The organism is Pseudomonas sp. C 49-2, assembly GCF_003970195.1.
Lineage (GTDB): Bacteria > Pseudomonadota > Gammaproteobacteria > Pseudomonadales > Pseudomonadaceae > Aquipseudomonas > Aquipseudomonas canadensis.
The window spans coordinates 410,327-424,276 of record NZ_RXYG01000001.1 but is presented as its reverse complement, the minus strand read 5'-3'; the positions used below and the strand labels follow the sequence as shown (position 1 = coordinate 424,276).

16 protein-coding genes and 1 other RNA gene are annotated in these 13,950 nt (G+C 61.2%); 7 read left to right on the top strand and 10 right to left on the bottom strand.

Annotated elements, in window-relative coordinates; all coding sequences use genetic code 11:
- Positions 1 to 111 precede the first annotated feature (111 nt).
- Together EJ576_RS01955 and EJ576_RS01950 are read left to right on the top strand one after the other, a co-directional pair.
- Positions 112 to 777 carry an outer membrane protein gene (locus EJ576_RS01955; RefSeq protein ID WP_122729766.1) on the top strand — a complete coding sequence of 222 codons (666 nt, stop codon included), beginning with the start codon at positions 112 to 114 and terminating at the stop codon, positions 775 to 777.
- Positions 778 to 936: 159 nt separating this feature from the next.
- On the top strand, positions 937 to 2,076 hold the full coding sequence (locus EJ576_RS01950; RefSeq protein ID WP_126569483.1) for a DegT/DnrJ/EryC1/StrS aminotransferase family protein: 1,140 nt from the start codon (positions 937 to 939) through the stop codon (positions 2,074 to 2,076).
- Positions 2,077 to 2,135: 59 nt separating this feature from the next.
- Here the strand turns inward: EJ576_RS01950 and gcvH are convergent, their stop codons facing one another.
- The 9 genes from gcvH to EJ576_RS01905 form a co-directional block, all read right to left on the bottom strand.
- Positions 2,136 to 2,519 carry a glycine cleavage system protein GcvH gene (gene gcvH / locus EJ576_RS01945; RefSeq protein ID WP_126569482.1) on the bottom strand — a complete coding sequence of 128 codons (384 nt, stop codon included), beginning with the start codon at positions 2,517 to 2,519 and terminating at the stop codon, positions 2,136 to 2,138.
- A gap of 53 nt (positions 2,520 to 2,572) precedes the next feature.
- Complete coding sequence (gene gcvT / locus EJ576_RS01940; protein WP_126569481.1) at positions 2,573 to 3,655, bottom strand: glycine cleavage system aminomethyltransferase GcvT; 1,083 nt, start codon at positions 3,653 to 3,655, stop codon at positions 2,573 to 2,575.
- Positions 3,656 to 3,811: 156 nt separating this feature from the next.
- A complete protein-coding gene (locus EJ576_RS01935; RefSeq protein ID WP_122729774.1) occupies positions 3,812 to 5,428 on the bottom strand; it encodes an iron ABC transporter permease in 1,617 nt (538 codons plus the stop codon).
- 131 nt (positions 5,429 to 5,559) lie between these two features.
- Positions 5,560 to 6,564: an extracellular solute-binding protein gene (locus tag EJ576_RS01930; protein ID WP_122729776.1), complete on the bottom strand. Its 1,005-nt coding sequence runs from the start codon at positions 6,562 to 6,564 to the stop codon at positions 5,560 to 5,562.
- Positions 6,565 to 6,725: 161 nt separating this feature from the next.
- Positions 6,726 to 7,943, bottom strand: a complete 1,218-nt coding sequence (locus EJ576_RS01925) for a 2-octaprenyl-3-methyl-6-methoxy-1,4-benzoquinol hydroxylase (protein ID WP_164393881.1) — start codon at positions 7,941 to 7,943, stop codon at positions 6,726 to 6,728.
- Between the two features lie 9 nt (positions 7,944 to 7,952).
- Positions 7,953 to 8,438: a DUF4442 domain-containing protein gene (locus EJ576_RS01920; RefSeq protein ID WP_028618390.1), complete on the bottom strand. Its 486-nt coding sequence runs from the start codon at positions 8,436 to 8,438 to the stop codon at positions 7,953 to 7,955.
- On the bottom strand, positions 8,431 to 9,618 hold the full coding sequence (ubiH, locus tag EJ576_RS01915; RefSeq protein WP_068931510.1) for a 2-octaprenyl-6-methoxyphenyl hydroxylase: 1,188 nt from the start codon (positions 9,616 to 9,618) through the stop codon (positions 8,431 to 8,433). Before ubiH ends, EJ576_RS01920 begins: the two co-directional genes overlap by 8 nt.
- Positions 9,615 to 10,937: a Xaa-Pro aminopeptidase gene (pepP, locus tag EJ576_RS01910; RefSeq protein ID WP_126569480.1), complete on the bottom strand. Its 1,323-nt coding sequence runs from the start codon at positions 10,935 to 10,937 to the stop codon at positions 9,615 to 9,617. The genes ubiH and pepP overlap by 4 nt, the downstream gene beginning before the upstream one ends.
- 37 nt (positions 10,938 to 10,974) lie before the next feature.
- Complete coding sequence (locus tag EJ576_RS01905) at positions 10,975 to 11,532, bottom strand: YecA family protein (RefSeq protein WP_126569479.1); 558 nt, start codon at positions 11,530 to 11,532, stop codon at positions 10,975 to 10,977.
- 138 nt (positions 11,533 to 11,670) lie between these two features.
- Here EJ576_RS01905 and EJ576_RS01900 point away from each other — a divergent pair, with 138 nt between their 5' ends.
- The 4 genes from EJ576_RS01900 (at position 11,671) to EJ576_RS01885 (ending at position 13,089) form a co-directional block, all read left to right on the top strand.
- A complete protein-coding gene (locus tag EJ576_RS01900) occupies positions 11,671 to 11,880 on the top strand; it encodes a TIGR02449 family protein (RefSeq protein ID WP_007982902.1) in 210 nt (69 codons plus the stop codon).
- On the top strand, positions 11,877 to 12,194 hold the full coding sequence (locus EJ576_RS01895; protein ID WP_003176812.1) for a cell division protein ZapA: 318 nt from the start codon (positions 11,877 to 11,879) through the stop codon (positions 12,192 to 12,194). Before EJ576_RS01900 ends, EJ576_RS01895 begins: the two co-directional genes overlap by 4 nt.
- A 30-nt stretch (positions 12,195 to 12,224) precedes the next feature.
- Positions 12,225 to 12,403: non-coding RNA, 6S RNA (gene ssrS, locus EJ576_RS01890), on the top strand.
- A gap of 56 nt (positions 12,404 to 12,459) precedes the next feature.
- A complete protein-coding gene (locus tag EJ576_RS01885; RefSeq protein WP_122729784.1) occupies positions 12,460 to 13,089 on the top strand; it encodes a 5-formyltetrahydrofolate cyclo-ligase in 630 nt (209 codons plus the stop codon).
- 7 nt (positions 13,090 to 13,096) lie between these two features.
- Here the strand turns inward: EJ576_RS01885 and EJ576_RS29730 are convergent, their stop codons facing one another.
- On the bottom strand, positions 13,097 to 13,246 hold the full coding sequence (locus tag EJ576_RS29730; RefSeq protein WP_010207387.1) for a hypothetical protein: 150 nt from the start codon (positions 13,244 to 13,246) through the stop codon (positions 13,097 to 13,099).
- A gap of 195 nt (positions 13,247 to 13,441) precedes the next feature.
- Between EJ576_RS29730 and EJ576_RS01880 the strand changes: the two genes are divergently transcribed.
- Positions 13,442 to 13,891, top strand: a complete 450-nt coding sequence (locus tag EJ576_RS01880; protein ID WP_126569478.1) for an EVE domain-containing protein — start codon at positions 13,442 to 13,444, stop codon at positions 13,889 to 13,891.
- Positions 13,892 to 13,950: the final 59 nt, after the last annotated feature.

Below are 13,950 nucleotides of genomic sequence, written 5' to 3'. Positions count from 1 at the left end.
ACTACGTAAGCATTCCTGCTTTCACAGCTGACTACAGATAAGTCCTGTCGAGCCTCATCCTGCCAGGCAACAAGCTAAAGATTCCTTTTTAAATAAAGCGAATCACTGCCCATGCACAAGATTGCCTACGCACTGCTGCTCTCTGTCTTTGCTACCGCCTACGCCCAGGCAGAAAGCTGGTACGGATCGGCCAAATTCAACAGCTCCCGCCAGAACCTCTCCAGTTCACTGCTCACCAGCCCTCGTGTGACTGAACGGGTGGACGCGCCGGATAGCAGCAAGTCATCCGTGGCCTCTTTCGCCGCTGGTTACGCCTTTGAGAATGGCTGGCGCGTGGAAGGGGAATACACAATGCCGAACAACTCGACATTCAAATCCTACTGGGCCCCCTTTAATGCCAACGTCAACAGCCTGCACGTCCAGAGCCAACGCCTGATGCTCAATGGCTATAAAGACATCCCTATAAACCAGTGGCTGTCGTTTTACGGTATGGCCGGTGTGGGTGTCGCTCGCATTGAGGCCGAAGGCTATCAAACCAACGAGACCCGTCGCTTTGCCAATAATCGCCAACACAACTTTGCCTACAGTGTAGGCATGGGGCTGGAAGCCAAGGTCAGTGAGCAAATCACACTGGGGGCTGGTTATCGTTATATCGCCATGGGCGATGTTGAAACCGGCTACAACACCTTCGCAAACCGTGTGAACGCCAGGGATGAACAACTCAAAGGCAAGCTCAAGGAACAAAATGTGTTCCTGGAAGCGCGCTACGCCTTCTAAAACCCGGTAAAGAATGCCGCTGTTGAAGCGGCATTTTTTTGCCCGGACGGTGACGATTCATTCACAGACGACAGGCTATATTCAGTCAAGCCGTGCAACCATGCTGGTACTGATACCTCGCCTACTCATCGCCAATCTGAAACGGATGCCTTCGTCGTCATGAGCCAACAGCCCTTCCTGCCGTTCTCCAAACCCACCATTGATGAAGCCACCATCTCGGCGGTCGGCGATGTACTGCGCTCGGGCTGGATCACCAGCGGGCCGAAAGTGCAGGCATTCGAAGCTCAGCTTTCGGAATACTTTGGCGGCCGGCCGGTGCGCACCTTCAACTCGGGCACCTGCACCATGGAGATTGCCTTGCGCATTGCAGGGATCGGGCCTGGCGATGAAGTCATCACCACGCCGATCTCCTGGGTTGCCACGGCCAACGTAATCCTGGAAGTCGGCGCCACGCCGGTGTTTGCCGATATCGACCCGGTCACCCGCAACATCGACTTGGCCCAGTTGGAAGCCGCGATTACCCCGCGCACCAAGGCGATCATCCCGGTTTACCTGGCCGGCCTGCCTCTGGACATGCCGATGCTGTATGCACTGGCGAACAAGTACAACCTGCGCATCGTCGAAGACGCGGCCCAGGCACTGGGGTCGAGCTGGGATGGCGAACGCATTGGCGCCACCGGTGATTTTGTGTCGTTCAGCTTTCAGGCCAACAAGAACATCACCTCTTCCGAGGGCGGTTGCCTGGTCTTGAACAACGCCGAGGAAGCGCGGCTGGCGGAGAAGTATCGCCTGCAAGGCGTGACCCGCACTGGCTTCGATGGCTTGGATGTGGATGTGCTGGGCGGCAAATTCAACATGACCGACATCGCCGCCGCCATTGGCCTGGGGCAGTTTGCCCATATCGAGCAGATCACCGCGCATCGCCAGAACCTGGCGCGACACTATTTCAAATGCTTTGGCAGTGATTTTGAAGAGCAGTACGGCGCACAACTGCCACCGGCCGACTTCGAAAACAGCAACTGGCACCTGTTCCAACTGGTGCTGCCGGAACGCCAGGACGGCCTGCCGGCCCGCGCCACCTTCATGGAGCAGATGCAGGTCCAGGGAGTCGGCATTGGCTATCACTACCCGCCGATCCACCTGCTGAGTCTTTATCGGGCACAGGGGTTCAAGGAAGGCATGTTCCCGGTGGCGGAAAAAGTCGGTCGTTTGATCGTGTCGTTGCCGATGTTCACGGCGATGACGGAGGCGGATGTGGAGCGGTCGGTAGCGGCCGTAAAAGCGGTATTGAAACGCTGACCCTGTAGGAGCCGGGGGGGACGCCCAGTCCTTGCCGGCTCCTACAGTAGATTGCGGTGTTACTCGCCGATAGCGGCTTTGTAGCCGGCAGCATCCAGCAGGTTTTTTAGATCATCCAGGTTGCTTGGCTTGAGCTTGAAGATCCACGCGCCGTACGGGTCGGAGTTCAGCAGCTCAGGGCTACCGCTCAGCTCTTCATTGACGGCAATCACTTCGCCTGCAACCGGAGCGTAGATGTCCGAGGCGGCCTTCACCGACTCAACCACACCCGCTTGGCCAGCAGCGTCGAACTGCGCGCCCACTTCGGCCAACTCAACAAACACCACATCACCCAACGCTTCTTGAGCATGGTCGGAGATACCGACGGTCACGGTGCCGTCAGCTTCCAGGCGTGCCCATTCGTGGCTTTCGGCAAATCGCAGGTCGGCAGGGATATCGCTCATAATCTGTGTCCTCAAGAAGTAATGTCAGCGGCCATTGGCCTGCCGGAAATAGGTTAGATCAAGGTTTTGCCATGGCGCACGAAGGTCGGTTTGACCACTCGAACCGGGTACCACTTGCCGCGGATTTCCACTTCGGCCCGATCAGCGGTTGCCGTCGGTACTCGCGCCAGGGCAATGGATTTGCTCAGCGTAGGAGAGAAACTACCACTGGTGATCTCCCCTTCGCCAATATTGGCGATACGAACCACCTGGTGAGCGCGTAAAACCCCACGTTCTTCCAGTACCAACCCGACCAGTTTGAACTGCACACCCGCCGTTTTTTCCGCCTCCAGCGCGGCGCGGCCGATGAAATTGCGCTCGGCCGGCTCCCAGGCAATGCTCCAGGCCATGTTCGATGCCAACGGCGAAACCTCCTGATGGATGTCCTGGCCGTAGAGGTTCATACCGGCTTCCAGGCGCAGAGTATCGCGAGCACCGAGGCCAATGGGGGAAATACCGGCGCCTACCAGATCGTTGAAAAAGCCTGGCGCCTGATCAGCCGGCAGGACAATCTCCAGGCCATCTTCGCCGGTGTAACCCGTGCGTGCGATAAACCAATCGCCATCGGCCTGGCCTTCGAAGGGCTTGAGCTGGTGAATCAGCGTGCTGCGAGACTGGGTCACCAGCTCGGCAATCTTCTGCCGGGCGTGGGGGCCTTGGATGGCGAGCATGGCCAACTCAGGGCGTTCATGCAGCTGCACTTGGTAATTGCCCAGTTGCGCCTGCATCCAGGCCATGTCTTGGTCACGGGTAGCAGCATTCACCACCAGCCGATAAGCGGACTCGGTGCGGTAGACAATCATGTCGTCCACCACGCCGCCCTTTTCGTTGAGCATGGCGCTGTACAACGCACGGCCGCAGCCATGCAGGCGTTCGACATCATTGGCCAGCAGGTACTGGAGCCATTCCTTGGCCTGGGGGCCGGTGACATCGATCACGGTCATATGAGATACATCGAACACCCCGCAGTCGCGTCGCACCTGATGGTGTTCTTCAACTTGCGAGCCGTAGTGCAGAGGCATATCCCAACCGCCAAAATCGACCATTTTCGCGCCGAGGGCGAGATGCAGGTCATACAGAGGCGTACGCTGTCCCATGGGTTTCTCCTTCCGGGCGTGGCGAAGGTGCGCGGAGCTACTGTTCGTGCTGAGCGCCTTGAATTACAAGGCCTGCAGCCACGCCCAGCGACCCGCTCCGAAAGACGAAGCGCACCGAATGCCGCGCATTGTAGCCGCAAGCTGTAGGACTGGCACCTAACCGATTTGCCGGGCGGAGCGTCGAATCAGCCCGATCACCGGCAACAGGCCGACCAGCACCAGTGTCAACGCGGGCAGAGAAGCCCGTGCCCATTCGCCTTCACTGGTCATTTCAAAGATCCGCACCGCCAGCGTGTCCCAGCCGAACGGGCGCATCAGCAGGGTCGCGGGCATTTCCTTGAGTACATCGACGAAGACCAACAGCGCTGCGCTCAAGGTCCCCGGCAGCAGCAACGGCAGATACACTTTGCAAAACAGTCGTGGGCCGCTGACGCCAAGGCTGCGCGCTGCCTCCGGCAACGAGGGCCGGATGCGCGCCAGGCTGTTTTCCAGCGGCCCATAGGCCACCGCCAGGAATCGCACCAGATACGCCAGCACCAGCGCCGACAGGCTACCCAGCAGCAATGGCTTGCCCGCGCCGCCGAGCCAGCCGGACAACGGCACCACCAGTTCACGGTCCAGATAGCTGAACGCCAACATGATCGACACCGCCAGCACCGAACCCGGCAAGGCATAACCGACATTGGCCAGGCTAATGCCGGAGCGGATCGCCCGCGTCGGTGCCAGCCGATTGGCGAAGGCCAGCACCAGCGCCACACTGACCGTGATCAAGGCGGCGATCCCGCCCAGATAAAGCGTGTGAGCTATCAAGCCGGAGTAGCGCTCATCCAGATCGAAGCGACCGCGCTGCCAGAACCAGGCGACCAGTTGCAGCATCGGGATGACAAAAGCGCAGGCGAACACCAGCCCACACCAACCACTGGCCGCCGCCGCCTTGAACCCGCGCAGGTGATACAGCGCCTTGCCCCGTGGCCGCTCGTTGCTTGGCCGGCTGGCGCCCCGTGCTCGGCGCTCGCCATACAGCACCAGCATCACCACCAGCAGCAACAGGCTGGCCAACTGGGCGGCGCTGGATAGGCTGAAAAAGCCGTACCAGGTCTTGTAGATGGCAGTGGTAAAGGTATCGAAGTTGAACACCGAGACCGCCCCGAAATCCGCCAGGGTTTCCATCAATGCCAGGGCCACCCCGGCCCCAATCGCTGGCCGCGCCATGGGCAGGGCCACATGCCAGAACGCTCGCCACGGCGATTGCCCCAACACCCGCGCCGCTTCCATCAGGCCTTTGCCCTGGGCCAGGAATGCGCTGCGCGCCAGGAGGTAAACGTAGGGGTAGAACACCAGCACCAACACGATGATCACACCGCTGGTGGAACGCACCCGTGGCAGGCGCAGCCCGGTGCCGAACCATTCACGCAGCAGGGTTTGCACCGGGCCGGAGAAATCCAGCAAGCCGACAAACACAAAAGCCAGGACGTACGCAGGAATGGCAAACGGCAGCATCAACGCCCAGTCGAGCCAACGCCGACCGGGGAACTCACAGAGGCTGGTCAGCCAGGCCAGGCTCACGCCCAGCAGGGTCACACCGACACCGACACCCAACACCAGAGTCAGGGTGTTGCCCAGCAGGCGCGGCATCTGGGTTTCCCAGAGGTGGGACCAGATTTGTGCGTCGATACTTTGCCAGGACAGCAACAACACGCTCAGCGGCAGCAGCACCAGGGCGGCGACGGTGAAGACCGGCAGGTACCAGCGGCGTTGGGCGGGGTGGGCCAAAGTCAGTTCTCAGTGAGTGAATAGCTTGAAAACACCACAATCGAATCTGGGAGGGGGCTGCTGCGCAGCCCAGCGCGGGGCAAGCCCGCTCACCACAGCAAGCCCCCTCCCACATTTTGACCTGTAGTGTGTCAGTTCCAGCCAGCTCGATCCATCAACCGGATCGCCTCAGCCTGGCGCTTGCCCGCCACTTCCACCGGCAAGGTGTCCGCCACGAACTTGCCCCAACTCGCCACTTCGGCCGACGGCTGTACCGCCGGATTGGCCGGGAATTCCTGGTTCACGTCGGCAAAGATCTTCTGCGCCTCAGGCGTGGTCATCCACTCCACCAGCGCCTTGGCGGCTTCCGGGTGCGGAGCGTGTTGAGTCAGGCCGATGCCCGACAGGTTCACGTGCACACCACGGTCGCCCTGGTTCGGCCAGAACAGTTTTACCGCCAGGTCCGGCTTCTGTTTGTGCAGGCGGCCATAGTAGTAGGTGTTGACGATGCCCACGTCGCATTGCCCGGCGTTAATGGCCTCCAGCACGGCGATGTCATCGGAGAACACGTCGGTGGACAGGTTGTTCACCCAACCCTTGACGATCTCTTCGGTCTTGGCCGCGCCATGGGTTTCGATCAGGGTGGCGGTCAGCGACTGGTTGTAGACCTTTTTCGCCGTGCGCAGGCACAGGCGGCCTTCCCACTGCTTGTCGGCCAAGGCTTCGTAGGTGGTGAGGTCACCCGGTTTTACCCGGTCGGTGGAATAGGCGATGGTCCGCGCGCGCAGGCTCAGGCCGGTCCAGGTGTGTTTGGAAGAGCGGTATTGCAGGGGGATGTTTTTGTCGATCACCGGGGAGGTGAACGGTTGCAGGATGCCCATTTGCTCAGCCTGCCAGAGGTTGCCGGCATCGACGGTGAGCAGCAAGTCGGCGGTGGCGTTTTCGCCCTCGGCCTTGATGCGCTGCATCAGCGGGGCTTCCTTGTCGGTGATGAACTTCACCTGCACGCCGGTTTTTTTGGTGTAGGCATCGAACACCGGCTTGATCAGTTCGTCGATGCGCGAGGAGTAGACCACCACTTCGTCGGCGGCCTGCACGGTGGTGCTGCCGATCAGGGTGAGTGCCAGGGCAGTCAGGAGGCGCTTGGGTGCCAACATGGGTGCGGTCTCTCATTTGCAAAAAGTGGGCAAATGATAAGGACTCACATTTGGTAGCGCTCGATGGAGGCGTTACCAGATGTTGCATGGCCGGGATTTGCAGTGCGGCTTATGGCCTCATCGCGGACAAGCCCAGCTCACACAGGGATCGTATTTCAATGTCAGGGCTTGGCCAGCTCCGGCAGATCCCCGCTCAGCCCGAGCGCCTGGCGCACAAACACGGCCTTGGCTTCGGGCATTTGGTCGACCATCTTCAATCCGGCATTACGCAACCAGCGCAGCGGCAGTTGATCGGCCTGGAACAGTCGCTCAAACCCTTCCATTGCCGCCATCAATGCCAGGTTATGCGGCATGCGTCGACGCTCGTAGCGGCTCAACACCTTCACATCGGCCAGGCGCTCGCCGCGCTCGGTTGCCGACAACAAGACTTCAGCCAATGTCGCCGCATCCAGGAAACCCAGGTTCACACCCTGCCCCGCCAAGGGATGGATGACGTGAGCCGCGTCGCCAATCAACGCCAGGCCTTCGGCCACATAGCGCTTGGCGTGGCGCTGGCGCAGTGGCACGCAGACGCGCGGGTCGGCGCTCAGCACCGTACCGAGCCGCCCTTCGAAGGCGCGCTCCAGCTCACGGCAGAAGCTTGCATCATCCAGGGCCATCAGGCGCTCGGACTCAGCAGGCGTGGTCGACCAGACGATCGAACACCAATCCTCCTGACCATCGCGCACCAGCGGTAAGAACGCCAACGGGCCGGTGTCGGTAAAGCGTTGCCACGCAGTGCGCTGGTGCGGCTGGCTGCTGCGCACGCTGGTGACGATGGCGTTATGCAGGTAATCCCATTCGCGGGTCGCGGTGCCGGTCAGGCGGCGCACGGCGGAGTTGGCGCCATCGGCCGCCACCACCAGCGGCGCGCGCAACGTGCGGCCGTCAGCCAGGGTCAGCAGCCAATCATCGCCGGAACGGCGCATCTGTTCCAGGCGCGCATTGGCCAACAGGCCCAGGTCGCAGTCGTGCAGACGGTCGAGTAGCGCATCCTGCACCACGCGGTTCTCGACGATATGCCCCAGCACCTCGGCATGCACACTGGCGGCCGAAAAGTGAATCTGACCGGTGCCGCTGCCGTCCCACACCTGCATCTCGCCGTAAGGGCTGGCGCGGCGCGACACAATGCCGTCCCACACGCCCAGGCGCTCGAGGATGCGCTGGCTGGCGGCCGACAAGGCGCTCACGCGGGGTTCAAATGCGGCCTCGCGGTCGAACGGCTTGACGCTCAGCGGGCTGCCGTCGAGCAGCAGCACCTGCAGGCCACTGCCCTGCAACGCCAGCGCCAGGGCGCTTCCGACCATTCCGGCCCCGACAATCAGCACATCTGCGCGCATGTCCATGCTTTAAGCCTGTCTCACTGGCGGCTTACGCCGCACGTAAAGGGTTTTATCGACCTGCGCCACCAGGGTGCCGGAGCCGTCATGAATCTGGACCTTCAGGTGGGGCAAGTACTTCTCGCCTCCTTCGGTCTGCCGGCGGACCTCATCGAGCAAGGCGTCGTCGATGGAGAACTCCGCGTACACCGGGCCTTTGCCCGGCGAAATGAAGTCGATACTCGCGGCCTTGTCCCACACGATGTAATCGCGGCCCAGGTTCTCCATCAGCATCAGCATGTAGAACGGATCAACCATCGAATACAGGCTACCGCCGAACTGCGTGCCGACATAGTTGCGGTTGTACCAGCCCAGGCCCATGCGCACTTTGACGTGACGAAAATCGGCGCTCATGTGCCGCACGCTCACTCCCGCACCCAAGTAGGGCGGATACAAGGTCATGATCCAACGCAACAACCGCGCCTTGCCCAGGCGCTCGATCAACCACTTACGCATCGGGACGCGTGCCCAGGCCCATGGCCTGACGGGCGAACCAGCGCTTGGCCGGCGGCAGCAAGTCCAGGCCCAGCAGACCCATATTGCGGCCCAGGGCGACCAGCGGCTGGGCGCTGCCGAACAGGCGCGTGACCTGGTCGGAGAAGCCCACGGTGAGTTTCTGGTCCAGGCGCTGACGCTCGCGATAGCCTTGCAAGGTCGCCAGGTCACCTGGCACTTGCGGTCCGGCCAGCAAGGCCTCGGCCAGCGCATTCGCATCGCGCAGGGACAGGTTGAAGCCCTGCCCGGCAATCGGGTGCAAGCTGTGAGCGGCATTGCCGAGAATCGCCAAGTGCGAGCGTACTTGCTCCTCGGCTTCCACCAATGTCAGCGGGTACAGATGACGGGCGCCCACTTGCTTAAGCGTGCCCAGGCGGTAGCCGAACACGCCCTGCAATTCACTCAAGAAGCTGCGCTCATCGAGATTGGCCAGGCGCTGGGCGTCCATGCCGATGCGCGTCCACACCAGTGCGCAGCGGTTGTCCGGCAGCGGCAACAGGGCCATCGGGCCTTCATCGGTGAAACGTTCGAAGGCTTCGCCGTTATGGGATTCGCTTGGCGTGATGTTGGCGATCAACGCGCTCTGGTTGTACGGGCGGGTTTTCACGCCGATGCCCAATTGCTCGCGCAAGCCGGAACGGCCACCGTCAGCCAGCACGGCGAGGTCGCATTCCAGCACGGTTTCATCGTTGAGGGTCAGGCGGTAGCCGTCGGGCAGCGGCTCCATGCGTGTGACTTCGGCCGGGCAACGCCAGCTGACCACGTCTTTGTCCAGGCCCTGCCACAGGCATTGGCCCAGCCAGGCGTTCTCCACCACGTAGCCGAGGGCCGGCACGCCCTCTTCCATGGCAGACAAGCGCGCGGTAGAGAAACGCCCACGGTCAGACACGTGGATCTGCTTGATCGGTTCGGCACGGCGCGAAATGTCCTGCCACAGGCCCAGGCGCTGATAAATCTGCCGGGCGCCGTAGGAGAGCGCCGAAGAACGCGCATCGTAGCTCGGCTGGTAGCTGTCGCCCGGCGCAAAGGGCTCGATCAGCACGATCTTCCAACCGCGCGCTTTGGCCCCAGCCTGCAACGCCAGCGCCAGGCTGGCGCCGACCAGGCCGCCGCCAATGATTGCCAGGTTGACCCGGCTCATCGGGCAGCCGCCATCAGCGCTTCAATTTCAGCGACGGTCTTGGGCACGCCACCGGTCAGGATTTCACAGCCTTGCTTGGTCACTACCACGTCGTCCTCGATGCGTACGCCAATGCCACGCCATTTCTTTGCCACGTTCGGGTTGTCCGGCGAAATGTAGATGCCCGGCTCCACGGTCAACGCCATGCCAACTTCCAGCACCCGCCATTCACCCCCCACTTTGTACTCGCCCACGTCATGCACATCCATGCCCAACCAGTGGCCGGCGCGGTGCATGTAGAAGGCTTTATAGGCTTCGGTGGCGATCAACTCGTCGACGTCACCCTGCAACAATCCCAGCTTCACCAACCCGGCAGTGATCACCTGCACGGTTGCCTCATGCGCCTGGTTCCAATGCTTGTCCGGGGCGATCTCGGCAAACGCGGCTTCCTGGGAAGCCAGCACAATTTCGTAGATCGCCTTCTGTTCCGGCGAAAACCTGCCATTGACCGGCCAGGTGCGGGTGATGTCGCTGGCGTAGCAGTCGATCTCACAGCCGGCGTCGATCAGCACCAGATCACCGTCCTTGAGCACCGCGTCATTCTGCTGGTAATGCAGGATGCAGCTGTTGCGCCCGGCGGCGACGATGGAGCCGTAGGCTGGCATTTTCGCGCCGCCTTTGCGGAATTCATAATCCAGCTCGGCTTCCAGGCTGAACTCATGGAGACCGGCACGGCTGGCCTGCATCGCCTTCACGTGAGCGGCGCAGGAGATTCGCGCAGCCTCGCGCATCACCTTCACTTCCGCAGCCGATTTATACAGGCGCATGTCGTGGAGCAGATGATCCAGGGCAACGAATTCGTTCGGTGGCTGGGCGCCCAGGTGGGCCTTGGAGCGGATCACGTTGATCCATTCCATCAGGTGCCGGTCGAACTCGGCATTGCTGCCCATGGCCGAGTACACCCGGTCGCGGCCTTCGATGAGGCCAGGCAGGATGTCGTCGATATCGGTGATAGGAAACGCGTCGTCGGCGCCAAAGTCGCGGATCGCGCCTTCGGTGCCGGCGCGCAGGCCGTCCCACAGTTCGCGTTCGGCGTTGCGCTCGCGGCAGAACAGCACGTACTCGCCGTGCTGGCGACCGGGCATCAACACGATCACCGCTTCCGGCTCGGGGAAACCGCTCAGGTACTGGAAGTCACTGTCCTGGCGGTACACGTGCTCGACATCACGGTTGCGGATCGCCACGGCGGCAGCCGGCAGGATCGCGATGCTGTTGGGTTCCATCTGCGCCATGAGCGCCTTGCGGCGTCGGGTGTATTCCGCTCGGGGGATATGGATCATGGGCAGATGGACTTCCTTTCTTAGTGCGGCGAAGGCCTTAGTGCAACGACGGTTTAAGAGCGGCGGGTTCAGCGGACTTTCGGGTCTCGGTGAACAGCAGCAACGGCGCGACGCGCAGGTATTCCATGACTTCCATGTAGTCGCCTTCGCCATCTTCGGACTCTTCCAGGGCGTCTTGCACCTGGGAGATCGCCGCCAGATCCTGCAACACTTCCTGGGCGTCGGTGCTCAGTTCCAGGCCGCCGGCGTTGACGCCGAAACCGTGGAGGAAACCCTGGCACCATTGGCCCAGGGCGGCAGCGCGCTCGGTGAGCGGCGCGTCGTCGGTCGGCAACAGCAGGACCACGGTGACGTCATCACCGGTCAGCTCGCCCTTGACCATCTCTTGCAGGCCGATCAGTGCGTTACGCACGTTCTCGGTCGGTTCGGTTTCCAGCAGCTCGGCCACGTCGGCCAGCCAGTTGTCGGCATCAAAGCCAACGCCAGTGCAGCTGCGACCCAACAGCACGCCGTGCAGTTCGGCAGGCGAGCAAGGGTGGCCGCTGGTGCTCAGCAGTTTGGAAAAAGCGTCGTACGGGGAGTTCTGAATAGGCATGGTGAGCTAGGCGCCAGACGGCGCAATGTCTAGAATGGAGCGCTGTATCCTAGCACCGGCAGACGTACCAAGACTATCAAGGGCGTCAGATCGTTTATCCTGCAGTTGCCATTCATCAGACAAATCCAGTGGAACCCAATGGAAGACACCGACCTGCAAGCGCTGATGGCCAGACTCGAATTGCTAATTACCCGGGTCGAGCAACTAAAGAGTCAAAACGGACTCCTATTAGCTCAGGAAAAGACCTGGCGCGAGGAACGCGCTCACCTCATTGAAAAAAACGAAATCGCCCGGCGTAAGGTCGAATCGATGATTTCGCGCCTGAAGGCCTTGGAGCAAGACTCATGAGTTCAAGCAATAGCGTCACCGTGCAGATCCTGGATAAAGAATATTCGATCATCTGCCCCCAGGAAGAGCGCAACAACCTGGTGAGCGCCGCCCGCTACCTGGATGGCAAGATGCGTGAAATCCGCAGCAGCGGCAAAGTGATCGGCGCCGACCGTATCGCCGTGATGGCCGCGCTGAACATTACCCACGATTTGCTGCATAAGCAGGAACGCCCTGACGTACAGGCCAGCGGCTCGACGCGTGAGCAGGTGCGTGACCTGCTGGAGCGTGTCGATCTGGTGCTTTCCAGCGATTCAGACGCACCCAAGGGCTGATTGCCGCGACTGTTTAAGGTATACTCGCCCCACTCCCTGGCGTGTTTGCCAGTCGGCGATGTCCCTGAGCCGATTCGCACTACCCTGGAAGTTGCACGTTGGGCTGGTGTGCATGTCCGCTAGACGGAAAGCCTTAAAGCCTACTGCATCTTCCACCTTGAACTTTCGGGTTCAAGGGCTAAGTCGACAGCGGCTCTGTCGGGGAGCCTGAATTCCAAAACTCAATGCCAGTCCTCGGACTGGCATTGTTTTATGAGCCGAAACCATGACCGAACCTGCGCCGCTTTCCCGTCCGCAACTTCGACGCATGTTGCGTAAAGCCCGCCGCGCCCTCACGCCGAGCGAGCAGCGCAAGGCCGCCCACGGCCTGTATCGGCAACTGGCACAGCACCCGCTGTTTCGCCGGGCCAAACATATCTCTTTGTATCTACCGACGGACGGTGAAATTGATCCGCGCCTGCTGCTGCGCGCCGCCCAGCGCCGGGGCAAGGCCACTTACCTGCCAGTGCTCAGCGCCTGGCCACGGACCAAGATGGTGTTCCAGCGCGTCAGGCCTGGGGAAAAGCTACTGCCCAATCGTTTTCGTATCCTGGAACCCCGGGTGAACATCAACCGCCAACGCAAAGTCTGGGCGCTGGACCTGGTGCTGCTGCCGTTGGTGGGGTTCGATGATGCGGGTGGACGCCTGGGCATGGGCGGCGGGTTCTACGATCGCAGCCTGGCCTACCTGTCGCGCCGCCAGAGCTGGCGCAAGCCGACGCTACTGGGCCTGGCCCATGAATGTCAGAAGGTTGATCGGTTGGCACAGGCAAGCTGGGATGTGCCGTTGGCGGGCACCGTCACTGATAAGCATTGGTATATTGCGAAGACGCCACTGGAGTCAGCGGCGCCTTGAAGACGGGTCAGCGTTTGAACGGTTGCGGCTGCTGCTGAGCCAGTTCAACGGGCGCATCGGTCTTGTTCGACCATAAGCTTTGGGCATACCCGGTGGTCACGACGCCCAGACCAAACAAAATCACCAAAATCCATAGTAAATCCGGTTTACGTTGCATCGATTGCCCCCCTGCAGGCACCTCGTACACGATGACAACAACGTTCCAAAGTAGTCCGTTGCAGCTGCGTCAAGCTTTAAAAGCCGGCATTCTGCGGTAACGTGAACCAACACGCAAACCTTGACGCCAACCGACTGTCGGTTTGTCATCAAATTGCCTGACAACTTGCCCACTGCCTTTTTCAGGAGCCCCAAAATGGCCTACTGGCTGATGAAATCCGAGCCCGACGAACTCTCTATCAAAGGCCTGGAAAAGCTCGGCGAAGCGCGCTGGGACGGGGTGCGTAACTACCAGGCACGCAACTTCCTGCGTGCCATGGCAGTGGGTGACCAATTTTTCTTCTACCACTCCAGCTGCCCGGAGCCGGGCATTGCCGGCATCGGCAAAATCGTCGAGGCGGCCTACGCGGACCCCACCGCGCTGGAGCCCGAAAGCCACTACTTCGACGCCAAGGCCACCCCGGAAAAAAATCCGTGGAGCGCGATCAACGTCGCGCATGTCCAGACGTTCCCCAAGGTGCTGGGCCTGGGCTACCTGAAACAGCAAACCGCCCTCGCCGAACTGCCTTTGGTGCAAAAAGGTAGCCGGCTTTCGGTGATGGGCGTCACGCCCGAGCAATGGGCCGCCGTGATCAATTTGCTTTAACTGACCGGTATCAAGGCCCTCTTAGGGCAAACCGGTCACACTGGAACGCTAACGCCGCA

Excerpts from the sequence above, each read along its gene's own strand:
- pepP (WP_126569480.1), bottom strand. The coding sequence starts at position 10,937 with ATGATCCATATCCCCCGAGCGGAATACACCCGACGCCGCAAGGCGCTC.
- gcvH (WP_126569482.1), bottom strand. The coding sequence starts at position 2,519 with ATGAGCGATATCCCTGCCGACCTGCGATTTGCCGAAAGCCACGAATGG.
- EJ576_RS01930 (WP_122729776.1), bottom strand. The coding sequence starts at position 6,564 with ATGTTGGCACCCAAGCGCCTCCTGACTGCCCTGGCACTCACCCTGATC.
- EJ576_RS01955 (WP_122729766.1), top strand. The coding sequence starts at position 112 with ATGCACAAGATTGCCTACGCACTGCTGCTCTCTGTCTTTGCTACCGCC.
- EJ576_RS29730 (WP_010207387.1), bottom strand. The coding sequence starts at position 13,246 with ATGCAACGTAAACCGGATTTACTATGGATTTTGGTGATTTTGTTTGGT.
- EJ576_RS01920 (WP_028618390.1), bottom strand. The coding sequence starts at position 8,438 with ATGCGTAAGTGGTTGATCGAGCGCCTGGGCAAGGCGCGGTTGTTGCGT.
- EJ576_RS01900 (WP_007982902.1), top strand. The coding sequence starts at position 11,671 with ATGGAAGACACCGACCTGCAAGCGCTGATGGCCAGACTCGAATTGCTA.
- EJ576_RS01880 (WP_126569478.1), top strand. The coding sequence starts at position 13,442 with ATGGCCTACTGGCTGATGAAATCCGAGCCCGACGAACTCTCTATCAAA.
- EJ576_RS01885 (WP_122729784.1), top strand. The coding sequence starts at position 12,460 with ATGACCGAACCTGCGCCGCTTTCCCGTCCGCAACTTCGACGCATGTTG.
- EJ576_RS01895 (WP_003176812.1), top strand. The coding sequence starts at position 11,877 with ATGAGTTCAAGCAATAGCGTCACCGTGCAGATCCTGGATAAAGAATAT.
- gcvT (WP_126569481.1), bottom strand. The coding sequence starts at position 3,655 with ATGGGACAGCGTACGCCTCTGTATGACCTGCATCTCGCCCTCGGCGCG.
- EJ576_RS01950 (WP_126569483.1), top strand. The coding sequence starts at position 937 with ATGAGCCAACAGCCCTTCCTGCCGTTCTCCAAACCCACCATTGATGAA.
- EJ576_RS01925 (WP_164393881.1), bottom strand. The coding sequence starts at position 7,943 with ATGCGCGCAGATGTGCTGATTGTCGGGGCCGGAATGGTCGGAAGCGCC.
- EJ576_RS01905 (WP_126569479.1), bottom strand. The coding sequence starts at position 11,532 with ATGCCTATTCAGAACTCCCCGTACGACGCTTTTTCCAAACTGCTGAGC.
- ubiH (WP_068931510.1), bottom strand. The coding sequence starts at position 9,618 with ATGAGCCGGGTCAACCTGGCAATCATTGGCGGCGGCCTGGTCGGCGCC.